This is a genomic window from Paenibacillus tyrphae, assembly GCF_027925525.1.
Classification (GTDB): Bacteria; Bacillota; Bacilli; order Paenibacillales; family NBRC-103111; genus Paenibacillus_G; species Paenibacillus_G tyrfis_B.
In genome coordinates this window covers 11,226-35,731 of record NZ_BSDJ01000036.1, presented here as the reverse complement: position 1 = coordinate 35,731, position 24,506 = coordinate 11,226, and the positions used below count along the sequence as shown (strand labels likewise).

The following is a 24,506-nucleotide window of genomic DNA, read 5'->3' as shown; positions in this document are numbered from 1 at the left end:
TGAGGAAACATGCGAAATACGACAGTGGAACCGTGGGTGCATCAGTATGTCGTCACGCTTTATTTGCTTAAGGCACTTGAGCGGGACCGGAAGCATGCCGAAGCGATGAAGTTATCTAGAATATGGGAAGGGCTTTTTGAACGGCTGCTGCGATTGGCCGAGCGGGAGCATAACCATGTGAAGCAGCGGCTGCGCCAGAGCGGATGCCGCATCGTTCTGGAGGAAGTGACCCCGGAGCGTCACTACCATGTCATGTATGTATTTCAAGGCTACGAGTTTCATTGCTCCATGATGCCTATCGTGCTGAAGGGCAAATGCGAAGAAAAGCTGCAGGAGCTCCTTGGGGGCGTGAGCTGAAATTTCCCGGGCAAGCGCACGAATCGCCACGGCTCGCCTTGCGGAAGCACCGTTCGACAATGACGACTTTGTTGGCATATTTTGTATAGAAAAAGGAAAAAATCTTCTTCACACACAACATCTAGAGGGGCGCTTAAAAAAAGCTGAAAGTTTTCTGGACGAAGCGCGCAACTCTTACCGCGCTATGGAGTATAAGATAGCAGAACGAAGAAACATGATGGAGGTTGCTGGAAATGAAGGTGCCGCGATTGCTGACGCTGGTGCTGTCGCTTTCCTTGTTCGGAACAGCGGGAGCGTACGCCAGCTCCATGTGGGGCGATTTCGAAGGTTTTCCGAAAGTAAAGTTGATGATCAATAATGCGGAAAAGCCGTTCAAAGACGGTGAGACACCCGCTTTTGTCGCGAAGGGAAGCGCCGTATTCCCCGTTCGCGTGTTGTCTGAATCTTTGCAGGCGCTCGTGAAGTGGGACGACGCTGCGAAGACCGTTTCCATTACCAAGCCGAACGTACATATGTTTGTTGCGAAGAAGGTCAATGACGACTATTCGATCAAACAGCCGTTCGGCGGCGTGAAGAAGGGCGACCGTCTCGACTTTGCCGTGTTTGCGCAAGTAGACAGTCTGACGACGCCGATTTCTTCTTTCAAAATCTCGATCCACGCTCCGAACGGGGAGCAAGTGGCGGTTCATGAAAAAGCCGTCAACGGCCAGAAGGAAAGCTTCTGGTACCCGTGGCCGTTTAACGTCACCTTTGCCGAATCCGGGAACTATGTCGTGAAGTTCTCGATCAAACCGGACGAGCGCAGCGACTATACGGTCGTTTCGGAAAAGGTGATCGCATCCGAATAAGGCCGGCGGACGGTAGGCATAACCCGGTTCATTGACTTCGTCTTGTCGTGCGTGGTACGATACGGGAGAACATTAAATTAAGATGAAATGAGGTTTTCCCATGAGCGATCACATTCATGACGCTTCCTGCGATCACGATCACGATCATGAGGACGATATCTTTATCGTGACCGACCAAGACGGAGTCGAGCATGAGATGGTGATGGTATACACTTTCGAAGCTAACGACCGGGCCTATGCTGTACTTCTCGATCGTAACGATATGGAGGCAGATGGCGTTATTTTTCGGATAGACGAAGAGGACGGCGAAGCTTTTCTTGCGAGCATTGAAGACGAAGAAGAGTGGGATCGCGTTGTTCAAATCTACAATGAAATTGTGGAAGAACAAGAGCAGCAATAACGAATACCGTAAAAAACCTTTCTTGCTTGCAAGAAAGGTTTTCGCTTTTTAAGCGGCTGCGATAGGCAGGGGGAAGAGTCGAAAAAGACCGTTTCCGCTAAGGCGGGCAACGGTCTTTTGGGACGTTTATTTACGCGGATTGAAGTACATGGTTCGTCCGTTGAATAAATGCAGCTCCGCTTTCCACAGCTTGGCGAGATATTTGCAAAACTCGTTACCCTTGGCTTTGTCGCCATGCGTGGCGTCCTCGGGAAGGACAAACTGGACGTAATGCCTTTGCGTTTCGCCCGATGTCTCCGATCCGACGCCTGCCACAATATATTTGTAGCGCGGACTTGTTGCTTTTAAATAAAACCACTTGCCTTCCCCTTCGGGTTTTGTTTGAATCTCATACGGAAATCCGGCTTCGTCGTATTCCCAATTGAGCTGTTTGCCGGTCAGCGCAAGCTGCTCGCGGTAATGCTCCAGCTGGGCCTTCAATTCATCTAACGTCAGGGAGGAAACGGCGGACCCTTCGACGAACTTGATATAAGCGCTTTGCGCCATGATGAATGCACCTGCCTATACATATGGACTGGAACGATTTTCTTGTTTGAAGTACCATGAACATCATAGCATTAAGAAAAATCAATTACAATACTTGTTCCGGCAACGGTAGACGGGCAGGGAAGAGGGAGAGAGCGATGAAAGACAGAAGGTTTGAAGGGTATTTACTGGTGACGGATATGGATGGGACGCTGCTTGATAGCGCCAAACAAATAAGCGGCGAAAATCGAGCCGCCATCGAACGGTTTACGGGCTTGGGCGGCCGGTTCACGCTCGCGACGGGGCGGATCGCCGGCTCGGTCCGGCCTTTCGTGGAGCAGCTGCCCGTGAATGCCCCGGCCATTTTATACAACGGAGCGGTCATTCACGATTTCAGCCGCGGAGAGGCCGTCTGGGAACGGACGCTGTCTGCCTCGGCCAAGGAAGCGGTGGGGCGCGTTCTTGAGCGCTTTCCCGGCATCGGTGCGGAATTGTATGTGCGCGGAGGAACGGCGCCCTATGTGCTGCAGGAGAATGCAGCGACGGAGCGTCACCGGGCCGTGGAGAAATTTCCGCTGCTGCGGCTGAATTCGTTCGACGACGTATCCGAGCCGTGGATTAAGCTGCTGTTCGCCTGGGAGCCGTCGCTGCTCGATGAAGCCGTATCCGAGATCGAGCGGTTGACGGCAGGGACGGAGGTCGTCTGGGTTCGTTCGGACGACAAATATTTCGAGATGCTGCCTCCGGAAGCGACGAAGGGGCATGCACTGGAACAGTTGGCGGCGGAGCTGGGCATCCCGATGGAGCGCTGCATCGCGCTTGGAGATCATCTGAACGATTTGGAGATGATACGCCGGGCAGGTATCGGTATCGCCGTCGCCAATGCGCATCCTGAGCTTCTGGACGCCGCCAAGCGCCACGGCAAGCACCATAACGAGCATGCGATTGCCGACGCGATCGAATGGCTGGAAGAACAAGTCCGGCAGGGGACGCTAGCGTAAAATAAAAAAGCTTCCCCAGAGGAGAAGCTTTGAATTTTTCTAGAAAATCGCGGGAGCTTCGACGATGACCTTAACGTATTCGATGCTGCGGTCTTCCGGTCCCTTGACCGGCAGCCCGACGTCGATATGCTCGGTAATGTAGTCGATGAGATCCTGCGAGATGACTTCGCCCGGGAGCAGAATCGGAATGCCTGGCGGGTAGACGTAGATAAATTCGGCGATAATGCGGTCAGCCGATTCTTTGAACGGAATCAGCTCTGTGTCTCCGTAGAACGCGTCGCGCGGAGCCAGGGCGAGCTGCGGAATTTTAGGGATTTTGATGACCAGTTCGTTCGCCTGGCGAATGTTGTAGTTCTCCTCGGACATCCGGCGCAGCGCGTCAAGCAGGGTGTCGACGTTTTCGCGCGTATCGCCCGGCGTTATGAGGCACAACACGTTGTACATGTCGCTGAGCTCGACTTCGATATTATAGTGCTCGCGCAGCCAATTTTCCGCATCGTAGCCCGTAATGCCGAGATGGCGCACGTGGATATTGACCTTTGTCGGATCGTAATCGTAGGTCGCTTCCGTACCCAAAATTTCTTCTCCGAAGCATTCCAGTCCCGGGATACGGTTGATTTCCTCGCGGGCGTAGTTCGCCAGTTCCAGCGTCTGTTCCGCCATCATGTGGCCGTTCAGCGCCAGATTCCGCCGCGCGCAGTCCAGCGACCCGAGCAAAATATAGGACGTCGAAGTCGTCGTCAGCATACTGATGATCGTCTTCGCACGGCGCACGTTCACGCGTCCTTCGCGAATGTTCAGCACGGAGCTTTGCGTCATCGAGCCGCCGAGCTTATGCACGCTCGTAGCGGCCATGTCGGCGCCGGCCTCCATGGCGGCCATCGGCAGCTTGTCGTGGAAATGAATCAGCACGCCATGAGCCTCGTCCACCAGCACCGGAATATTGTAACTGTGCACGATATCTACGATTTCCTTCAGGTTCGCGCATACGCCGTAATAGGTCGGATTGATGACCAGCAGCGCTTTGGCGTCCGGATGGCGCTCCAACGCGCGTTTGACGGAGCTGGTCGTCACGCCGTGATCGATCCCGAGATTTTCGTCGCGAACCGGCTTTAAGAAGATCGGCTTCGCGCCGGCGAAAATGATCGCGGCCATGATCGATTTGTGAATGTTGCGCGGAACGATGATTTTGTCGCCTTGGGAGCAGACGGTAAGGATCATCGTCATGATGGCGCCGCTGGTGCCCTGCACGGAAAAAAACGTATGATCGGCCCCGAACGCGGCTGCGGCCAGCTTCTGGGACTCTTCGATGACGCCGGTCGGCTGGTGCAGGTCATCGAGCGGAGCTATATTTATCAGGTCGATGGAGAGCGCGTTATCACCGATAAACTCCCGGAACTCGGGGTCCATGCCGACACCTTTCTTATGTCCTGGAATGTGAAACTGTACCGGATTGCGCCCGGCATGCTCCTTAAGTGCGGTAAACAGAGGAGTTTTCGTTTGATCCACGGTCATCCCTACCCTTCGTGTGTACGAGTATTGTTGGCTATGCCAGTGTTCGCCGGAAAAAAGCAAACAAAATGAGTATAGCAAAAAGCGACGCGGATGCAAGCGGTTTTTGGTAAATAGTTTGTTGACCTGGCCGAATAATTAACCGCGGAGGCGAACGGAGACGGAAAAAGCCTTGCCGGACGCGCATTTCAAAGGCTTCCGCGCGCAGGTTTGTCGATTTTGTTAATCTTAAAAAGCTTTCGTTTCCATCGTCAAAAAAGTTATGGTACGATAAGAATAATTTCTGCCAATGGCTTCGGCCGAACCCGCGGCTCAGGCCGTCTTAGGATCAACCAACAAATCGGGAGGAACAGTTACGCATATGAAAAAACAGCTAGCTATTATTATGGTACTGCTGATGACGATATTTATCGGCTTCGGTATTATCATCCCGGTGCTTCCCGACGCTGTCACCGGATCGGGGGCCGACAGCTTTCATCTCGGCATGCTGTTGTCGGTCTATTCTTTGGCGTCGTTTCTGATGTCTCCTGTATGGGGTGGACTATCGGACCGGATCGGACGCCGCCCGCTTATCATGACGGGGGCGCTCGGCTTCAGTGTCAGCTTCTTTTTGTTCGGCATGGCCGGGGATAACCTTGTGCTGATGTACGTGTCGCGGATATTGGGAGGCTTGTTCTCGGGAGCAACAACCGCGTGCGCCGTCGCTTATGTCGCGGACATTACGACTGAAGAGAACCGCACCAAGGGCATGGGGCTTGTCGGCATGTCGATCGGTCTGGGCTTCATCTTCGGCCCGGCGTTCGGAGGTTTGCTGAGCCACTTCGGGCTGCAGGTGCCGTTCTTCGCGTCTTCCGCGCTGGCGCTGGCCACCTTCGCGTTCGCCTTCTTCATGCTGCCGGAGTCGCTGACCCCGGAAATGCGGAGCAAACCAAGAGAAGCGAAAGCTTCCCGCTGGAGCGCATTCGTCGGTTCGCTCAAATACTTGTACGTGCTTTCGTTCTTCGTCTCGTTCACGCTGGCGGGGCTGGAGGCGACGCTACTGCTGTTCGAACGGGATCAGATCGGCGCAACGCCGACACAGCTCGGCATCATGTTCGCGGTAAGCGGCGTCGTCGGCGCCTTGATTCAAGGCGGCGTGGTCCGGCGGCTGATCAAAAAAGGTCAGGAAGCCCGTGTGATCGGCATCGGCCTGCTGCTGTCGGCACTCGGCTTCGTTCTGATCCTGTTCTCCAGCAGCCTGCTTACCGCGTCGATTTACTTGAGCGTCTTCGCCGCAGGGAACGCGCTGATTCGTCCTTGCGTCACCTCGCTGATTACGCAGAAGACCAAGGTCGGGCAAGGGGTAGCTTCCGGTTTAAGCTCCTCAATGGACAGCTTGGGCCGTATTACCGGGCCGCTGCTCGGGGCTGGCATTTACGATTACAACCACAGTGTGCCGTTCGTGACTGGAGCGGTCCTTTGTATTGCGGCCTTGTACTTGCTGTACCGTTTTATCGTCGCAGATCGCGCAGATACCCGGGCAGCCGGGCAGCCCGTATAACGAAATCAAGAGGAACGCAAAGAAGCCGCCGCATGCGATTGTTCGCTGCGACGGCTTTTCTTTCTTATTCACACCAGATGGCTCAGCGCCGAATCCGTCCGATCGCCGGGGGCCGGGGGCCATTCCTCCCGCGTCATGGCATAGATCGCATGATCTTCCCATACGCCGTGGATCTGCAAATAGTTACGGGCCAGGCCTTCCAGCCGCATGGCGTTTTTTTCGACCACGCGTATCGATCCTCTGTTACGAGGCATGATGGCCGCTTGAACCCGGTGGAGTCCGCAGTTCTCGAATGCGAACCGGAGCACAAGTCCGACCGCCTCGGACATGTAGCCCTGCCCGTTCAAGCGTTCGGATATGTAATACCCAAGATTGGCGTTTTGCCATGGCCCTCGAACGATAGATGATAGCCTGACCCGGCCGATAAGCTCGTCCGTGCCGTTCAGGAAAATACCGAAGGCGTAGGCGCTGTCCTGCTCGCGTTCGGCGATCGTCTTCACCAGGGATTCTCGTACGGCGTCAAGGGTAAAAGCGTTACTGTCCTGCAGAGGCTCGAATGGACGGAAGAACGTTTCATTTTCCGCCCGCAGCAGATGAAGCGCCGGGACATCCGGTAATTCAAGAGGTCGGATATAAATCCGGTCTCCGTGTACAATCATGAAGCTGTCTCCTTTGGAACCCGAGTATGAAGCGTATGTCTCCACAGCTTACCGAGTGGCGAGTCCGTGCATAATAAAGCGGATGCACGTCTCCGCTTCTTCTTCCTCGTCCCATTCTTGTTCCGGTACGAGCAGGAAACGGGTAATTAGGAAGCCGATGATGACCGAGGCGGTCAGCCGGACTACGGTGGCGGCAGGAAGGGGGATGATCTGCCCTTCTTGTTGAAAAAAAACAATCACTTTCTTGATTCGCATTAATACTTCGTTCATGACGTCTGTCTTGAACTGCTCCTGGAGGTCGGGGTGAAACGGAATTTCCTGCATCAAAATTTTGATCATGGGCAAATGCTGGCGGGCGAACTCCAGACGGTTGCGGATAAGTGATCGCAGAAAGTCCTCGTACCGGGTATACTTCGCCTCCAGCACCGGCGTGAAGTTACGGAGGACGAACGGGGCGACGAGCTTAGCCATGATCGGACGGACGATGGACAGCAGCAAGTCTTTTTTGGTTTTGTAATGACGGAAGATCGTGCCTTCCGCAACGCCTGCTTTTTGCGCGATTTCACTGGTAGAAGCTGCGGCGTAACCTTTCTCGGCAAAAATTTCGATGGCCGCATGCAGGATTTTCGTTTGTTTTTCCGTCATTTTCGGTTCTTCGTCGCTTAGCTTAAGCAGCTGCTCGATCCAATCTTCGTTCGATTCGGATAACATGACTCACACCTCTTTGATGCATAGTTCGGGAGCCTCATATATTATACACCAAAATTGTCCTGAAGTGTGAACGAGCGTTCGAAAGCGTTGATTTGGAAGGTGATTCAGGCTAGGTATTTTGATATAGCTTTACGATATAATAAAATCAGTCTTTGAACGGGATTATCGGACCTGCGCGAAAAATCAGCTGGCAGGCGTTCGAAGCGGTATATTTCTTCATGAAAGGTGATGAACTATGGCACGCGTTTTGCTGATCAACGGAGGCTCTGAAGGACATATCAATCCAACCCTCGGTGTGGTTCAAGAACTTATCCGTCGCGGCGAAGAGGTGGTTTACTTTGTAGCGGAACAATTTCGTGATCGCGTCGAGCCGACGGGGGCGAAGGTGATCACATTTGATGAAGGCAAATTTCTGGAGGCGTTCCTTGCCGGAGGAAGAACGCCTTGGGCACGAGTGGGAGGACTATTGCGCACGGCCGACATCGTCATTCCCAGTGTCCTGGAGCAAACAAAAGGAGAGCGCTTTGATTACATCATTCATGACTCGATGTTCGGCTGCGGGCGTTTGCTTGCGCAAATACTCGACCTGCCGGCAATCAACTCTTGCACAAGTTTTGCATTTCAACAAAACAGCTTTGACCGTCTGCAAGATCGCCTCTCGCACCATTTTCCGGCAGACGTGAATGAACGTGCACAACAGGAGTATCACCAACTGGTCAGTACGATGGAAGCAAAATACAATGTGCAAATCGGCTCCGCCTACGAGGTTTTCTGCAATCCCGCGCCAATGACTATCGTCTACACGTCGAAACGCTTCCAACCGGATGGAGAAAGCTTCGACGAGACCTACAAGTTTGTTGGACCGTCTATCGTACCGCGCACACAGGGTCAATTTGATTTCTCTGCTATGGACACGGAGCATCTGATTTACATATCGCTGGGCACCGTTTTCAATCAAGCCGTGGATTTTTACAAACTCTGTTTTGCGGCGTTCGCCGAAACGAAGTACACTGTGATTCTATCCGTCGGCAGACAAACCCAGATTGCGGAATTGGAAGACATTCCAGCGAATTTTATCGTTCGCGACTACGTGCCGCAACTCGAAGTGCTACAACGCGCCAAATTGTTTATCACACACGGCGGGATGAACAGCACCAGTGAAGGCCTTTATTATGGTGTGCCGCTGATTGTATTTCCCCAAAGCGCCGACCAGCCTGTTGTGGCGCGGCGCGTGGCCGAAATCGGTGCGGGTACCCACCTGAAGCAAGAAGGCTTAACAGCCGGAGAGCTCAGAGAGGCGGCGGAACGAGTACTCATGGATGCTTCAATCCGAAAGGTGTGCGTTGAGCTTGGCGATTCGTTCCGAGCTGCTGGCGGGTATCATCGGGCCGTCGAGGAGATCTTCGCGTATAAACGAAGTCTAGGCATGAAGTGACACTCACTGCCATTTTCGCAAAGGTTGAAAAGCCAAAAACCGTCCCTGTCGGGACGGTATAGGATATAAGCACTACTATTGAATTGTAAGTGCTATGGGGCGGTTGGAGCGTTATTCGTTTCAGACTTCTTCCTGTCCTGCGAAAGCCTGCGGTCGACCATGTTCTCAATCCACGGGGTCATTTCGTCCTTGATTTTGCCGACCAGCTGCGCTTTGGAGATTCCTTTGCTTTGCGCGATGTCGGTCAGCGATTTGCCCGATTTCAGTTCGATTTTCAACTGGTCCTCGGTCATTCCGAGAATGGAGGCAAGCTTGTCCGGCGCAATGCTCAGATGTTTTTTGCTCGTATGCATGCCGAAGCGGCCGTTGCCGTCAAAGGTACGGTTCGCCATCTTTTTCAGGTGCTCCGCCATGCGGCTTTTGAGCTTCTCCGCTTGCTCGGCGGTCAGTTTCCCGGAAGCTGCGGCTTCGTCGATCGTTTTGCTGCGCGCTGCCTGCAGTTTGGCGACGAAGTCGGCTTCGCTCATGTTTTTCTCCGCGGCCAGCTGTACGAGCGTCTTGGCTTTAAGCGAGGCGATCAGCGAGGCTTTGTCCATGCCGAGAATCGCAGCGGCTTCTTCAAAGATCGGCATGCCTTTGGCGGAAGCGTCGGAGTCCTTGGAGCCGTTGCGCTCGCTTCGCTCGCCGAACCACTCTTGGAATGGGCCGGCTTTCGCTTTCGTCTCGGACGGCTGCTGCGCGGCCGCATCTTCGGCGTGCGCCGATTGTCCGGTTCCATACAGGACTCCGCCTCCGAGCAGAAGAGCAAGAGCCAGCGTGGAGACGATTACCCGTTTCGCATGCGTTTGCTTCATGCAGGTTCACCTTCCTGATGTTGGATTGGTTTTGCAACCATGATTAGGATAGGCAACCAGGCTTAACCTCACTTTAAAGCAAGCTTAGGCTAAAATAAAATTTTGAGCAACGACGAATAGACCGCCGGTCGGGCGGTCTGGTCGGATGATATGGAATCCGGTTTATTTCACAATCAGCACGGGTACCTTAGCCTGCTGCACGACGTTATGGCTGACGCTTCCGAGAAAGAACTCGCGGATTTTCCCGAGTCCCCGGCTTCCCATGACAATCAGGTCGCACCCGATCTCTTCCGCATGCTCCAGGATGCTGTAGGCCGGCTGCCCCCGGGTCAGCGTAAATTTCACGTTTAGCGTCGACGGGATGAGCGACTTGGCTTCCTCGATCGTCGCTTCGGCAGCTTCGATGTAATTGCTGTTAACCGCATATTCGCTGCCGATATAAGTAGGTAGGGCGTACACATGAATAATTTCGAGCCGCGGAGGATGTAGGCTGTGAGATTGTTCCTGAACCAATTCGACCGCACGTTTTAAGGCTTTCTTCGATAAATTCGAACCGTCATAGGCAACAAGGATTTTAGAAAATAACATCATCCTCACCTCATTTGCGGTTTAGTGGGTTACGATTTTATTATACCACAAACAACCGCTTACCTGACGGAAAATTCAGAAAATTAAAAACAATATTTTAAAGCACCTCGTTCATATTATAAAAGTTCAAGAGGATCGTCACTACGCCGAGCACCAGCATGAAGAGGGTCATCCCCAGACCGAACGAGAAGACGAAGGGCAGCATCATAAACCAAACGCCTGCCAAAAACGCTATCCAATGCTGCCACGAGTCCCAGCCTGTTTTGCCCAATGCCAGCAGCGAGAAGGCGAGTTCAGCGAAGCCCGCGACCATGCTGCTCCACAAAGCTCCGGAATGGCCGGAATAACCGAGAATCCACGGAGCGCCTATGAACCAAAGACCAATGAGCGCAGCCAGCAGGTTGCGAACCGCAGTTTTCTTCATGCCTACCCCTCCCTGAAAATGGATGGCCGTTCGATGTTAATTATATGCAACCGATTTCAAAAGGTGCTAAATTTCCGCTAATTATTGTAAAAAATGTGAGTGGTGTGGGAGGTTCAGGGGCTGGGAAACATGTGGCACCGCGAAACATAGAAAAAGGCCCCCATCATCGGCTTAAGCCGGAGGGAGGCCTTGTCCTTGCTTATACCTTGGCCATCTTGTATAAAGGCAGGGCGGAGATCATTGTTTCTTTAGCCAGCCGGAGGAAGGCTTGTCCGTCTGCCAGCACCGGATCATCGGCAGGAATGTTGCGGCCGACCAGCAGCTCGACCTTTTTCACGTCGCGAAAACGACGGAGCGCTTGCTCGAACTGGCTGTCATCCAAATCCCGCACCGCTACTGCGTCTTTTTGCATATGATCGAACGAAAGCACGAAATCTTCGGGCAATGCGGAGCGGACCTCCGACAGGCGATCCAAATACGTTTGGGCAATCGCCTGCTTATTCGGCAGCTCGTAGATCAGGGCGAGCCAAATGAACACCCGGTCGTCGAACATGCCGATCTGAAAATGGGGAAGCTGCTTGTAGCCTCGCTTGCTGCTTGACAGCGACATCCACGTGTCGACGGGCGGGTTTACCTTGCGGCGCGCATGCTTGGCAATGTGCAAATACATCTCTTCTCCGGCCTGCACGGCAATCTCATCCAGCAGCTCGCTGCTGATGGCGCCGAACTTGGGCTGAATGCGCGAGCGAATCGCTTCCATTCGTCCTTCCAGACCTTCTATCGCAAAGGTTTCGAAATCCGTTTCGGTAAAGCCGGTAAACTGCATGACTGAAAACTCCTTTTTTTATCGATGACAACAATATAGCATAAAATGGGACGTCCGGGCACGCGTTCGACGACTAACGACATTTTTTCGTCCGGAGCCAAAAAAAACACAAGTGCGAGAAAAGGCATTCCATTGTTGAAAGCGTTTTTACAGAGTAGGATGAAGCTACATTACAAGACGGATAAAGGAGGGGGCACGCATGGCGGTAAAAATGCAGGCGGTGAAAACGGTCGGCTATAAATCCGGGACCCGTAAAAACGTACTGCGGTTCATGTGGAAATACAAAACGCTTTATTTGATCTCGGTTCCGGGGATCGTCTATTTTTTCGTTTTCAAGTACGTTCCGCTGCTCGGCTCGGTGATCGCCTTTCAGGACTATAATATTTTTCAAGGCATTTTGGGCAGCAAATGGGTCGGCCTCGCGCATTTTAAACGGATGTTCGCCCATTACGATTTTTTGAACATTCTCAACAATACGCTGCTGATCGGATTGTACGACCTGCTCATCGCGTTCCCGGCGCCGATCGTCCTGGCGCTGCTGCTCAACGAGCTGCGTCTGGTGCTGTACAAGCGGGTGCTGCAGACAGTCGTCTATATGCCGCACTTTTTGTCCTGGGTCATCGTCAGCGGCATCGCCATCGGCATCCTGTCGCCGTCGACCGGAGCGGTAAACCAGTTCATCAGCTGGCTCGGCTTCGAGCCGGTCTACTTCCTCGGCGAAGAATCGTGGATTCGCACGGTGCTTATCGGCTCCGGCATCTGGCGCGATTCGGGGTACGGGACGATCATTTTTCTCGCGGCGCTGGCGGGCGTCAACCCGGACTTGTACGAGGCGGCCGAGGTGGACGGCGCGAGCCGTTGGCGCCAGACGCTATCCATTACGATTCCGGCGCTGCTGCCGACGATCATGATCATGTTTTTGCTTCACATCGGCAAGTTTCTGGATTTCGGCTTCGAGCGCGTCTACGTGTTCCTGAACCCGCTTAACAAAAACAACGGCGAAATTTTGGACACGTACATTTATCAGGTCGGTCTGCTCGGGCAGCAGTTCAGCTATACGACGGCCATCGGCTTGTTCAAATCGGTCGTCGGTCTGTTGTTGATCGTCATCGGCAATACGCTCAGCAAGAAAACAACCGGGGAAAGCTTGTATTAACGGCTGCGGGAAGCGGGAGGTGTAAAAGCTATGAAAAAAGCAAGCGCAAGCTGGCAAGTTTTTAACGCGGCGAATCTTATTTTTCTGACCTTGCTCGGGCTGGCGATGTTTCTGCCGTTCCTCGGCGTGCTGGCGCAATCGTTCAGCAGCTCCGAGGCCGTCATTGCCGGAAAAGTATTGTTTTGGCCCGTTGATTTCACCTGGATCAACTATCAATATGTGTTCAGCGACGCCTCGATCTGGCGTTCCTTCGGGATTACGGTGTACATTACGGTGGTCGGTACGCTTATCAATCTGATTGCGACCGCTTCGCTCGCCTATCCGGTATCGCGGCAAGAATATGTGGGGCGGAAGCTCGTTGTCGTCATGGTGCTCATCACGATGGTATTCAGCGCTCCACTTATTCCGAATTTCATCTTGATGAAAAGTCTCGGGTTGACGAATACGTTGTGGGCACTTCTGCTTCCCGGCGCAATCAGCGCATTTAACTTTTTCATCATGCGCTCGTTCTTTATGCAGATTCCTTCGGAGATTATCGACTCCGGCCGGATCGACGGCTGTACCGAGCTACGGATGATTTGGAGCATCGTGATGCCGCTCTCCAAGCCCGTGATGGCGTCCTTAGGCATCTTTTACGCTGTAGGCCACTGGAATACGTACATGAATGCGCTGTACTATGTCAATAACCCGGTCTTAAGGCCGCTCCAGGTGAAGCTTCGCCAGCTGATCGATGCGAACGAGATCAACATCGATCCGTCGGCCTCTCAGTTCAGTTCGCTGGCGCATATGGACCCGGAGGGCATCAAGATGGCGACGATCATCATTGCGACGCTGCCGATCGTGCTCATCTATCCGTTCCTGCAAAAGCATTTTGTCAAAGGCATGATGGTCGGCTCCGTGAAATCGTAGCTTCCGGCATCCGATATCGAAAGCTCTTAGACCGGTAAACCAGGACGTTATTCCAAAAAAGCGCAACCTGGGCAGGCGATCGGCGATGCCCGGAAGAAGGCGTCCTTTTACACTAGATGCAATCGCTCCATATCATTTCTCAGAAAAGAGGGGTACGTATGAAGAAATGGATGAAGGTCGGGCTTGCTTCGGCCGCAGCTGTGAGCATGCTGACCGCCTGCGCCAAGACGCCGGAGCCACAAGCGGCGGAAGGAACCGGCAATCCAAATGAAAAAGCGAAATTCTCCATCTCGATGAGGACGCTCGCCTTCAATCACGTGGAGAAGTCGCCCAACATCAACGAAGACAAATGGGTGAAAAAGCTGGAGGAGCTGACCAACACGGACCTGAACATCGTGCTCGTGCCGCACAAGGAATTCGAGCAAAAGATGATCCAGATGTTCGCTACCAACGACATTCCCGATGTCGTGCAGGGCAGCGGCGGCGTGGCGGGCAAGGAGATGGCCGGCTCCGTTCAGGCGGGCGTCTTTCTGCCGCTGGACGATCTGCTGCAAAAGCACGGGCAAAACCTGCTGAAGAAAATTCCGAAGGACGCTTGGCAAAAAGAGACGTACCAAGGCAAAATTTACGCGATCCCCGAGTTTCTCTCTAACCCTTCGCGTCGCACGACCGCGATCCGCAAGGATCTGCTCGACAAAGCGGGCCTGCCGGTGCCGAAGACGGTCGAAGAATACTTGAACGTGCTGCGGAAGTTTAAGGAGCTGGGAGTCGAACAGCCGTATCAGGGCCGCGAAAATTTCAAATATGCGGATACGTTCTTCGGCGCCTTCGACGCGTTCCCTTACCTCTCTATGCACATGCAGCAGGGCGATCAAATCGTGCCGAAGTTTTTCAACGTCGACAATATGACGAAGGCGCTGCAAACGTACAAAACGATGTTCGACGAAGGTTTGATCTCCAAGGAGTTTGCGACGATTAACCCGACCGTTTACAAAAACAATATTTTGGCGGGCAAAGCGGGCATGTGGGCAATGAACGCCAACGAGGTGCTGCAGTGGGAGAAGCAGCTGCAGGCGAACGTGCCGACCGCCAAGATCGAGCTGATTCCGTCCCCGGTCGGTCCGGACGGCAAGGGCGGCTACTACTTGTACAATTCCGTCACCCGCGCCTGGTTCATCAACAAAAAGGTAAAAAATCCGGAGGCGATCATTAAATTTTTCGATTGGATGCTGTCGGACGAAGCGGAGAAGTTCTTTACGTTCGGCATCGAGGGCGAGACCTACAAGACGGTGGACGGCAAGATCGAGTACAAATCGCCGACGGACCCGCAAGGGGTGGATGAAGAGCGCTACCGCCAAGCGTTCCTGTGGATGGTGCAGGATACGAAGTACAACAAAGGCACGCTTAGCCTGACCCCGGAAGGGCAGAAATTGATGGGCATCTATGATACAATGTTGGCAAACGAAGGACGCGACGGCATCCAATTCGAGCCTCGTTTGGAAGCGTATATCAAAAATCCGGACATTTCGCCGGAATCCGATTTTGCCGCTCCGGTGCTGCTCCAGCATATGGTCAAAATGGTCTATGGTAAGGAGCCGATCTCCAATTGGCCGAAGGTCATCGAGGAGTGGAAATCGAAGGGTGGCAACGACGTCGTCAAGGAAGCGACCGAGAAGTTCAAAAGCAAAGATCCGAACGTGACGATCTCGATGCCGCGCCGTTAATTGCGTCTCTTCTATAAAAATGCACGGTTGAAATGTAAACGTTTTTTTAATTCCCTTTTCGCAGAGAGAAAAGGCGGTTCGTGAGTGGTCGAGGTGCGGTGTCCTGCCGGAGGGCATGTATCGTTTCGCGGCGAGTTTTTTGTTCCGGTCCCTTCATCTGAAATGTTTTATCCAATCCGGGGATCGGAACAAAACGTGTCTGAGCTAAAGCGAAACGACACATGCCCGGCTGCGAAGTTACATCGAACAACGCCCGTTTCTCTCCCCCCTTCTGAAAGGAGCGTTCGCATGTACCGAATCTTGATCGCAGATGACGAGCCGATGATTCGCAAAGGCCTGCAAAAGCTGGTGGAGCAATCCGGTCTGCCCATAACGAGCATCCGTACGGCCGAGAACGGCACGGATGCGCTGCAGCGGATTCGCGAAGAACGCCCCGATTTTTTGTTTACGGACATCCGGATGCCGAAGCTGGACGGGCTGGAGCTGTGCCGTCACGTGGCCGAGATGGATGCGGATATCCAGATTGTCGTCGTTTCCGGCTATAACGATTTTGAATACGCGCAGAAAAGCGTATCTTACGGCGTGAAGGAATATTTGCTGAAGCCGGTCACCATCAAAGGATTTCAGGAGGTACTGGAGAAGCTCGTACGCTTCAGCGCGAAGCAGCGTTCCGCGACGTTCGTTCCCGTGACCCGGCTGGAAACATGGGCGGCCAGGCTGGATGAAGCCGTGTGGCTGCTGCAAGAACAGGAGCTGCGGGCCGTATTGGCGGAGATGCGCTGCGAGCTGGACGGCTTCGGCCTGAAACCGACCCGGCTGTGCGATGTGCTTGACGAGCTGCACGTTCTGCTGGTGAGCCGGATCAACCACCGGGACGTATTCACGCTGCGCGTCGGCTTGGAACTGGCGGACGTTTCGGAGAAGGAGGAGGCGTGGCGGCGGTTTGACGGCAGCGTCCGCAGCTTGTGCGAGGAGCTCAGGCATAAGCGCCGGGGCAGGCGCAAGGACCCGGTCGAGGAAGCGAAGCAGTACATCGAGGATCATTTGGCCGAGGAGGTTTCGCTAGAGGAGGTGGCGGATCGTATCGGCTTGAACGCCTCGTATTTCAGCCAGCTGTTCAAGCAATCGACGCAGGAAACGTTCGTCCAATACCGGACTCGCAGGCGGATGGAAAAAGCGAAGAAGCTGCTTCAGCAGCCGCATTACCGGATCACGGACATCTCGGGCGAGGTCGGGTACGCCGACCATCCGCATTTTACGAAGACGTTCAAGAAATACGCCGGGTGCCTTCCGTCCGAGTACCGGCACAAGATGGGCATCGAATAATGAAGCGCAAAACGCTGTCCGGCCAAATTTACGTCTACTTTCTCATTGTGATTGCCGTTTCGTTGATTACCGTCGGCGTCGTATCCTACGTACAGTCTTCCAAAGAGCTGGACCGTCAGGCCGAGCAGTACATGGAGCAGATCGTCGACAGTGCGACCTACCAGACGGATATATATTTGCAGACGTACGAGCTGTTGAGCAATTCGTTCACTTCGAATCCCGACGTCCGGTCGTTTATGGAAATTGCGTCCGACGATGGGTACGGGTATTACTACTACTCCACGCAGATCAAGAAGTTCGCGTCGAATTCCGTGCAATCGATCGCAGCGCTGTACAAGCAGTTGAACATGATTTATGTCGTCGGGCAGCACCGGCGTTCCGTCATCTACGATAACCAGAACTTGATTTTTCTGGACCCGGCGGAGTATAAGAGCAAGTTCGAATACATTATGGAAAATACCCCGGACAACGGGCAGATGGTTCTGCTGAACGTGAGCCTGCGGTCGGAAGACCGGGGGACCGTCGTCACGATGGCGCGAAAAGTGCGCGATGCCGCTTATAACGATGCGAACCGCGGGGTCGTCGCCATCGAGTTCAAGCTTGCGGAGCTGGCAAAAATATGGCAGCGCGCAAACGTTGGGAAGGATGGATATTTCTTTATTATAAATGGAAAAGGAGAATTTATTTACCATCCGGCTTTGCCGCTGAAGGATGCGAAGCTGGAACCGGAGCTGTTCCGGCATATGGAGCAGAGCGCGGGGAAATCGGTCATCGACCGCTATGAGGGGCAGGACCGGCTGTTTGTCTCCAGAGGTTCGAGCTATTCGGATTGGAGGCTCGTCGCCTCGATTCCGGTACAGGAGCTCCGGCGTCCGGCGTCTACGATCCGCACCACGACGCTCGGCGTCGGGCTGCTGACGCTGATTGCCGCTCTGTGGCTCGCCTACCGCTTCGGCCGTTCCATCGTTGCACCGATTCGCGAGTTGAAAGAAAGTATGCGGCAAACGGAGAAAGGGAACTGGCAGCACATCGACGAGATCGGCCGGACGGACGAGATCGGCGGATTGATTCACAGCTACAACCTGATGGTGACGCGGCTTTCGGAGATGATCGAGAAAGTATACGAAGCCGAGCTGCAGCAGCAAAAAAACGCGCTTGAGCTTGGCCGGGCGGAGCTGGAGCGGCAGCGTGCGGAATTTCAATCGCTTCAGCTGCAGATTAATCCGCATTTTCTGTACAACACGCTGGAAACGATCAACTGCTACGCCATCGTGCAGGATTCGTACGAAATTACCGAGATGGTGGAAGCGATGGCTTTCATGCTGCGCTATTCGATTCAAACCAATCTGGAAGAAATCACGGTGGCTAACGAACTGAACCACGTGCGCAATTACATGATCGTGCTGCGGCACCGGATTGGCCGGGAATTCGAGATTGACGTTGTCATTCCGCCATCGCTGCTGCTGGAAAACATGGTGCGTTTGACGCTGCAGCCGCTGATCGAAAATATTTTTCAGCATGCGTTTCCCGGCGGCTTCGAGCCGCGCCATTACATTCGCATCGATGCGCGAAAGCAGGGCGGGCTGTTCCAAGTGTCCGTGGAAGACAATGGAGCGGGCATCGAGCCAGACCGGCTGGAAGAGCTGCGCAGACGACTCAAGCAAAACCGGCTTGCCGACGAGCACGAGGGCGGGCGGCAGCGCGGGGGGATCGGACTGATGAACGTTCACCGGCGCATCCAGATGGTGTTCGGGGAGCAATATGGCCTGTCGATTGAAAGCGAATGGGGCTGCGGCAGCCGCATTACGATGACGATGCCGGAAACGTCGGCACCGGCGCTGCGCTCCATTAAAGATTCTGCCTGACCTCAACCTTTCATTTCATAGACGCGGAGGAGATTCATATGAAAATTGATTTAACGGGAAAAGTGGCTTTGGTAACGGGCTCGAACGCAGGGATCGGCCGCGCGATTGCGATCGCGCTTGCTGCGAACGGCGCCAAGGTGGGCGTCAACTGCTTGCGCAACGTGGCGCAGGGGGAAGAGACGGTTGCCGCCATTCGGGCAGCCGGGGGCGAAGCGGTGCTCGTTCAGGCCGATGTGACGGACGCTGCGGAGATCGACCGTCTCGTATCGGAAGTCGAGCGGGCGTTCGGCGGAACGGTGGATATTTTGGTCAACAACGCCGGCCATCTGGTGAAGCGCCAGCCGAACGTCGACATGACCGAACAATTGTATCAGCAAATCATGGATGTGAATCTGAAAAGCACGGTATTCATGTGCAAGCGCGTCCTCCCGGGCATGAAGGCGAAAGGGGCGGGCCGCATTATTAACATGTCGTCCGTTGCCGCCCATAACGGAGGCGGACCGGGTTCAAGCATTTATGCCGCAAGCAAGGCGGCCGTATCCGCCTATTCCAAAGGACTCGCCAAGGAAGCGGCGCCCAGCGGCATCACGGTCAATCTCGTGTCTCCTGGCTTTATCGGCAGCACGATGTTTCATGCGACCTTTACGACGGACGAAGCGCGCAAAGCGACGATAAACGGAATTCCGCTGCAGCGGGAAGGGACACCGGACGATGTGGCAGGCGCCGTTCTGTATCTGGCCTCCGATCTGGCCTCTTATTTGACCGGTGAAACAATCGAGATCAACGGCGGGATGATGATGCGATGAGCACGGGAATCCGGCATAAAACGGAAAAGCACGCCTGGGGGCGGCGGGTGCTGGCCGAGCTCAAGGAGGAGCTGAACCGGCTGGAAGCGGCGGGCAGCTTGCATATTCCCTTAGAGCCAGGCGGCTGGTGGCACCAATACGTGTGCCCCCGCCACCATGCGGAGCTCCTGTTCGATCCCGCCGAACGGGATGCGCAGTCGTTCCGCTGCCCGCACGGCTGCCTGATCGAAGGCGAAGCGTACCGCGGGGCTTGGCTGGCGTTCAAGCACCAATCCTTGGCGCGTACCGCGCTTCAAGCAGCTGCGGTCTATGCGGCTTCGCGCGAAACGGCCTACGCGCTGCTGGCGAAGCGGATCATTGCCGGGTATGCACGTCAGTTTCCCGATTACCCGGTGCATCCGGACGCCCAGCCGTGGATGCTGAAAGGCCGGGCGTTTCATCAGGCGCTGACGGAAGCGATCTGGTCGACGACGCTGCTTCGCGCCTGCTTGCTGTTAAGTGACGAAGGCGTGACTTGGACGGAGCCCGAGCGTGAGGCGCTCGACGGTTATTTGCGGTTGCTGGAGGCAAGTATGACGGAGTACCGCCGTATTTTGATTCACGAACGGGGCAATGCGGAGAACAATTACACGGCTTGGCTTAACGCTTCGCTTTCGTGCATCTACGCGGTGAAGGATGATCGTAGCGGATTGCTTGCCCTGATCGCGGGCGAAGGGGGCTGGAAGCATCACCTGTCCATCGGCGTCAAGCCGGATCAACTGGAGTTCGAAGGTAGCACGTACTATCACGTGTTCGTTCTGCGGGCATACTTGATATCGGCGGAAATGGCGGAACGTTTCGGCATCGATCTGTACGACGCCGAAGGGACGGCGGGTCAATCGATGCGGGGGATGTTCGACGTGCTGGCTGCGCTCGCCGACGACCGGGGCGGGCTGCCCGCCCTGCATGACGGCCCGATGGAGCGGCTGCCCTATGCCAGAGAAATCGCCGAGATTATGGAGATCGGCCTGAGCCGGTACCGTCAACCGGGGATCGTGCCGATCCTGCGCGAAGCGTATCGGCAGATGGGCGGGCCGGACGGCGCGCGCTGCCAGCTTGAGGCGCTGCTGTACGGCGAAGGCGAAGAGCCTGCCGCACGGAGGTTCGGCGGAAAGGCCGCAGCGGGAAGCGGGATGGACGGCGAAGAAGCAGGGCTGCGGCGGGGCTCCAGATTGCTCCGCGATTCCGGTTTCGTCGTGGGCCGGAGGGCGTCGAATTCGTTGTCGTTTTTGGCGGACTTCGGCCCTCACGGAGGCTCTCATGGTCATTACGACAAGCTTCATCTGACGATGATGCACCAGGACACGGCATTTACGCCGGACTTCGGCATGGTGCCTTACGGCTCGGAGCTCCGCAAGCAGTGGTTCGCCGAAACGGCAAGCCATAACACCGTATCGCTCGGCGGAGCATCGCAGGCGGCCCATACCGGAAGCTGCCTCCGCTTCGAAGAAACAGCGGCCTATACGTACGTATGGCTGCGGTCGGAAGGAGCGTATCCGGACTGCCGGATGGACCGGCACCTGCTGCTGACCGATCAATGGCTGCTGGACTGGTTCGAGGTAACGGCAGGGGAAGAGGCGTCGATCGAATGGTGGATGCACCCGGTCGTGCCGGCTGAGGAAGAAGAGGACCGTACCGGCGTTGAGACCGGCCTAGGACAATCGCCGGGTGAAGGCGGCGTCTACGAGCTGGCAATCCAAGGCGAGTGGCAGCGTCTGCCCGTCGCTAAGCGTTATAAGGTTGCGGCCCCCGCTGGCTCAGCAGCGGGGGCGCTGAAGCTGTCGTACAAGGTGCCGGGCGGCGGGCGAATTTATCATGCGGCGCTGCTTCAACCGGGAGACGAAGCCTATGCCGTGCGGACTCCGGGCACCAGCGTCGACCCGAGTCGGCCGTTAACCGCTTTGCTTCATCGCCGGCATGGCAGAAGCGCACGCTTTGTTCACGTGTACAGCGCCGGTGAACGGACGGCCTTGAAGGAGATATCCCCTGGTGTGGTTCAAGTCGAATCGGCGGGGGAGATTTGCACCTATGAGCTTACGGAACAAGGACTAACCGTCATAGGAGGAGGGCACCATGAGTAACCTGGCACCGTTATACGAGCCGCAAAGCGGGGTGTTGACCGTTCAGTATGCACCGGACGAACAGACCGTCCTTACCGAAAATCCGCCCCGGTTCACTTGGATTCCGGCACAATTGGAACATGACCGGTACGTGCTGCAAATTTCCCGCAGCGCATCGTTTGCGGAGGAGGAAACGGGGACGGTTGCGCCGGTTCCGTATAATTTGTATACGCCGGACCGTCCGCTGGAGCCTGGCACGTATTACTGGCGGTATGCGCTGCTGACGGACGACGAAGCGGGCCGCACGGCCTGGAGCCGGGTGCGGCGCTTTGCCGTGCCCGAAGGGCTGCCCGAGACGCCGCTACCGTCGCCGGAGAGCCGCTATGCGCAAGCTTCGGCGGCACATCCGCGGCTGTGGCTTCAGGCTTCCAAGCTGCCGGACTTCCGCCGCAGGGTCAAGGAAGACCCTTCCTATTGCGGCTGGGAGACGTTCTACGAGCACTCCGTCCGACCATGGATTGGGCGCGAGCTTATTGCGGAGCCGCAGCCGTATCCGGACCACAAAAGGGTCGCAAGCCTGTGGCGGAACATGTATCTGGACTGTCAGGAAGCGCTGTACGCGATCCGGCATTTGGCCGTAGCCGGTATTGTGCTGGAGGACGAGTCGCTTATCGGACGCGCGAAGCTGTGGCTGTTGCATGTCGCCGGCTGGAATCCCGAAGGAACGACCTCGCGCGATTACAACGACGAAGCGTCGTTTCGGGTAGCGGGGGCGCTCGCCTGGGGCTATGATTGGCTGTATGACGCATTGAGCGAAGCGGAGCGCGAGCTTGTTCGCGGTTCGCTGCTTACGCGAACGAGGCTCGTGGCGTATCATGTGATGGAGCGATCAAAAATCCATCACGTGCCGTTCGACAGCCACGCGGTACGCTCGTTGTCCAGCGTAATGGTACCCTGCAGCATCGCCTTGCTGGGGGAGGAGCCGAAGGCGCAGGAATGGCTCGATTATACGCTTGAGTATTACGCAAACCTGTACACGCCATGGGGGGGCGCGGACGGGGGCTGGGCGGAAGGTCCGATGTATTGGACGACTGGCATGGCGTTTGTGACGGAAGCGTTCAATCTGCTCAAGAACTATACCGGCATCGATTTTTACCGCCGTCCGTTTTTTTCCAGAACCGGCGATTTTCCGCTGTACTGCTTCAGTCCGGATACGTTGCGCGCCAGCTTCGGCGACCAGTCCACGCTCGGCGATCCCGTCAGCTTGAAGACAGCTTTCAACATCCGGCAGTTTGCCGGAGTGACCGGGAATGGGCTGTATCAATGGTATTTCGAGCGGGTCAAGGAGATCGATAAGGACTCGGAAATGAAATTTTACAATTACGGCTGGTGGGATTTCCGGTTCGACGAAATGACGTACCGCCACGATTACCCGGCGATCGAGCCGGTGCCGCCGACGGAAGCGTCAATCGAGCCGGTCAAATGGTTCCGGGATATCGGCTGGGTCGCTTTCCATGGGAACATGGCGGATCCCGAGCGTCATATCATGCTGCTGACGAAAAGCAGCAAGTACGGTTCCGTCAGCCACAGCCACGGTGATCAGAACGGCTTCCTGCTGCATGCCTACAGCGAGCCGCTTGCCATTGAGAGCGGCCATTACGTTGCTTTCGGCAGCACGATGCACCGGAACTGGAGGAGGCAGACGCGTTCCACCAACAATATTCTCGTGGATGGGCTCGGCCAATACGCCGGAACGGATAAAGTGCTGGCGATGGAAGCCTCCGGCATTGTCGAGGCGGCAGAGCAGCGGGACGGTTACGGTTATTCGCGCTGCAATGCGACGGCGGCCTACCGGCAGCACGTCCCTTACTTGGAACGTTATGTGCGCGAACTTTACTTTTTCGGGAAGTCGTTCGTCGTCGTCGTCGATCTCATCGATCTGAAACAGCCCGGCCGCGTCGAGTGGCTGTTCCATACGCTGTACGAGATGAAGCTGTCCGGACAATCGTTTAAGGTGCAGGGCCGCAAGGCGGATATGGACGGACGGTTCGTCTATTGTTCGTCCGGCGAGCTGGAGCTGACGCAGCACAACGAATTTACGGACGTCGATCCGTCCGAGTACGAAGGGCTGCCGGTCCATTGGCACTTGAAAGCGGCGACGAAGGAGGCGCGCAGCCATCGGCTCGTGACCCTGCTGGTGCCCGTCAAGCACGGCGAACCGAAGTACGTCTCGCATTTTCTGGACGATCAGGACCACGGTGTCCACCTGTATTTTACGGAGAACGGGGTAACCCGGAAGGTCGAGGTGCCGAAGGCATATTAAACCTTCGGATGATATCCGGCAACAATGCAAAAAGCTGCCAAAAGGATAGCGCGCTATCCCTTCGGCAGCTTTTTTTGCGTTAAAAAATATTAAGTATTTGAAAAAATTGCTCACCGAGCCTGTAAGCTGTATACGAAAAAAACGGATGGTCAACGGACCGCTTTTTCTTTATTAGCTGTAGAGAACCAGATTTTCTACATATTTCGTCAACAATCGACAAAATCGTGGAACATAGAAGTCGAATCTTCTGAATCGTTTTTATTAAGTGTTTGTAAAAATGTCTAATTTTTGAACAAAAGTTTATAATTGATTACAAAATAGGACTTTACTACCATGTTATCTTTGCCTAATAATTGTATATAATTAGCAGGTGTTGGTTATTTTGTAATCGCATAGAAGGGGGTGACGACCGGATGTTCTCACGAAGGCCTTCTTGGATTTTGAATGCCGATGCAAGCTCTCGCACAAAACGGAAGACGCTGCAAAGCATTTGCCCTTCGTAAGCTCCGGGCAGAAAAAAGCTCCATAAAAATGGGAGAACGGCTGCTTAAAGCAAGCCTGATCCAACTCAAACATCTTGTTCAACCCACGTTCTGTTCATTTCATCGCATCATGAAA

22 protein-coding genes are annotated in these 24,506 nt (G+C 54.9%); 14 read left to right on the top strand and 8 right to left on the bottom strand.

Annotated features, from left to right (window positions below):
• Nucleotides 1-9: 9 nt before the first annotated feature.
• The 3 genes from QMG93_RS29795 (at nt 10) to QMG93_RS29785 (ending at nt 1,605) form a co-directional block, all read left to right on the top strand.
• The gene (locus QMG93_RS29795) at nt 10-357 is read left to right on the top strand and encodes a hypothetical protein (protein ID WP_281943018.1); all 348 of its coding nucleotides are present in this window, start codon (nt 10-12) and stop codon (nt 355-357) included.
• A gap of 233 nt (nt 358-590) precedes the next feature.
• Entirely contained in the window at nt 591-1,205 is a 615-nt protein-coding gene (locus QMG93_RS29790; protein WP_088833004.1) for a stalk domain-containing protein, read from the top strand.
• A 100-nt stretch (nt 1,206-1,305) separates the two neighbouring features.
• Nucleotides 1,306-1,605 (top strand): DUF1292 domain-containing protein, encoded by a 300-nt coding sequence (locus QMG93_RS29785; protein WP_054972059.1) that lies wholly within the window; start codon nt 1,306-1,308, stop codon nt 1,603-1,605.
• 126 nt (nt 1,606-1,731) lie between these two features.
• Here the strand turns inward: QMG93_RS29785 and QMG93_RS29780 are convergent, their stop codons facing one another.
• The gene (locus tag QMG93_RS29780; protein ID WP_025853302.1) at nt 1,732-2,151 is read right to left on the bottom strand and encodes a DUF1885 family protein; all 420 of its coding nucleotides are present in this window, start codon (nt 2,149-2,151) and stop codon (nt 1,732-1,734) included.
• Between the two features lie 137 nt (nt 2,152-2,288).
• Between QMG93_RS29780 and QMG93_RS29775 the strand changes: the two genes are divergently transcribed.
• Complete coding sequence (locus QMG93_RS29775; protein WP_281943011.1) at nt 2,289-3,131, top strand: Cof-type HAD-IIB family hydrolase; 843 nt, start codon at nt 2,289-2,291, stop codon at nt 3,129-3,131.
• A 39-nt stretch (nt 3,132-3,170) separates the two neighbouring features.
• Here QMG93_RS29775 and QMG93_RS29770 read toward each other — a convergent pair whose 3' ends face one another.
• Nucleotides 3,171-4,646, bottom strand: coding sequence for an aminotransferase class I/II-fold pyridoxal phosphate-dependent enzyme (locus tag QMG93_RS29770; protein WP_281943009.1), 1,476 nt, complete (start codon nt 4,644-4,646; stop codon nt 3,171-3,173).
• A gap of 358 nt (nt 4,647-5,004) precedes the next feature.
• On the opposite strand from QMG93_RS29770, the gene QMG93_RS29765 reads away from it, so the two are divergent.
• Nucleotides 5,005-6,183 carry an MFS transporter gene (locus tag QMG93_RS29765; RefSeq protein WP_253407357.1) on the top strand — a complete coding sequence of 393 codons (1,179 nt, stop codon included), beginning with the start codon at nt 5,005-5,007 and terminating at the stop codon, nt 6,181-6,183.
• A 68-nt stretch (nt 6,184-6,251) separates the two neighbouring features.
• Here QMG93_RS29765 and QMG93_RS29760 read toward each other — a convergent pair whose 3' ends face one another.
• Together QMG93_RS29760 and QMG93_RS29755 are read right to left on the bottom strand one after the other, a co-directional pair.
• Complete coding sequence (locus QMG93_RS29760; protein ID WP_281943007.1) at nt 6,252-6,842, bottom strand: GNAT family N-acetyltransferase; 591 nt, start codon at nt 6,840-6,842, stop codon at nt 6,252-6,254.
• A 48-nt stretch (nt 6,843-6,890) separates the two neighbouring features.
• Nucleotides 6,891-7,553, bottom strand: coding sequence for a TetR/AcrR family transcriptional regulator (locus QMG93_RS29755; RefSeq protein ID WP_281943005.1), 663 nt, complete (start codon nt 7,551-7,553; stop codon nt 6,891-6,893).
• Between the two features lie 235 nt (nt 7,554-7,788).
• Between QMG93_RS29755 and QMG93_RS29750 the strand changes: the two genes are divergently transcribed.
• Nucleotides 7,789-8,988: a macrolide family glycosyltransferase gene (locus tag QMG93_RS29750; RefSeq protein WP_281943003.1), complete on the top strand. Its 1,200-nt coding sequence runs from the start codon at nt 7,789-7,791 to the stop codon at nt 8,986-8,988.
• Nucleotides 8,989-9,080: 92 nt separating this feature from the next.
• On the opposite strand, the gene QMG93_RS29745 is transcribed toward QMG93_RS29750, so the two are convergent.
• The 4 genes from QMG93_RS29745 to QMG93_RS29730 all read right to left on the bottom strand — a co-directional run bounded on the left by QMG93_RS29745 (nt 9,081) and on the right by QMG93_RS29730 (nt 11,680).
• Nucleotides 9,081-9,842 carry a hypothetical protein gene (locus tag QMG93_RS29745; RefSeq protein WP_281943001.1) on the bottom strand — a complete coding sequence of 254 codons (762 nt, stop codon included), beginning with the start codon at nt 9,840-9,842 and terminating at the stop codon, nt 9,081-9,083.
• Nucleotides 9,843-10,004: 162 nt separating this feature from the next.
• Nucleotides 10,005-10,430, bottom strand: a complete 426-nt coding sequence (locus QMG93_RS29740) for a universal stress protein (protein WP_281943107.1) — start codon at nt 10,428-10,430, stop codon at nt 10,005-10,007.
• Nucleotides 10,431-10,527: 97 nt separating this feature from the next.
• Nucleotides 10,528-10,854, bottom strand: a complete 327-nt coding sequence (locus tag QMG93_RS29735; RefSeq protein ID WP_281942999.1) for an SPW repeat protein — start codon at nt 10,852-10,854, stop codon at nt 10,528-10,530.
• Between the two features lie 199 nt (nt 10,855-11,053).
• Nucleotides 11,054-11,680: a DUF1054 domain-containing protein gene (locus QMG93_RS29730; protein ID WP_281942997.1), complete on the bottom strand. Its 627-nt coding sequence runs from the start codon at nt 11,678-11,680 to the stop codon at nt 11,054-11,056.
• A 199-nt stretch (nt 11,681-11,879) separates the two neighbouring features.
• On the opposite strand from QMG93_RS29730, the gene QMG93_RS29725 reads away from it, so the two are divergent.
• From QMG93_RS29725 to QMG93_RS29690, 8 genes are all read left to right on the top strand, one after another.
• Complete coding sequence (locus QMG93_RS29725; protein ID WP_281942996.1) at nt 11,880-12,836, top strand: ABC transporter permease; 957 nt, start codon at nt 11,880-11,882, stop codon at nt 12,834-12,836.
• Between the two features lie 30 nt (nt 12,837-12,866).
• Nucleotides 12,867-13,745: a carbohydrate ABC transporter permease gene (locus QMG93_RS29720; RefSeq protein WP_281942993.1), complete on the top strand. Its 879-nt coding sequence runs from the start codon at nt 12,867-12,869 to the stop codon at nt 13,743-13,745.
• Between the two features lie 158 nt (nt 13,746-13,903).
• Complete coding sequence (locus QMG93_RS29715; RefSeq protein ID WP_281942991.1) at nt 13,904-15,469, top strand: extracellular solute-binding protein; 1,566 nt, start codon at nt 13,904-13,906, stop codon at nt 15,467-15,469.
• 288 nt (nt 15,470-15,757) lie between these two features.
• Nucleotides 15,758-16,795, top strand: a complete 1,038-nt coding sequence (locus QMG93_RS29710) for a response regulator transcription factor (protein WP_281942989.1) — start codon at nt 15,758-15,760, stop codon at nt 16,793-16,795.
• Nucleotides 16,795-18,660, top strand: a complete 1,866-nt coding sequence (locus QMG93_RS29705; protein ID WP_281942987.1) for a sensor histidine kinase — start codon at nt 16,795-16,797, stop codon at nt 18,658-18,660. The genes QMG93_RS29710 and QMG93_RS29705 overlap by 1 nt, the downstream gene beginning before the upstream one ends.
• 38 nt (nt 18,661-18,698) lie before the next feature.
• Nucleotides 18,699-19,466, top strand: coding sequence for an SDR family NAD(P)-dependent oxidoreductase (locus QMG93_RS29700; RefSeq protein ID WP_281942985.1), 768 nt, complete (start codon nt 18,699-18,701; stop codon nt 19,464-19,466).
• Nucleotides 19,463-21,586, top strand: a complete 2,124-nt coding sequence (locus QMG93_RS29695) for a heparinase II/III family protein (RefSeq protein ID WP_281942983.1) — start codon at nt 19,463-19,465, stop codon at nt 21,584-21,586. The genes QMG93_RS29700 and QMG93_RS29695 overlap by 4 nt, the downstream gene beginning before the upstream one ends.
• A complete protein-coding gene (locus QMG93_RS29690; RefSeq protein WP_281942981.1) occupies nt 21,579-23,888 on the top strand; it encodes a DUF4962 domain-containing protein in 2,310 nt (769 codons plus the stop codon). The genes QMG93_RS29695 and QMG93_RS29690 overlap by 8 nt, the downstream gene beginning before the upstream one ends.
• The last annotated feature ends 618 nt before the right edge of the window (nt 23,889-24,506 follow it).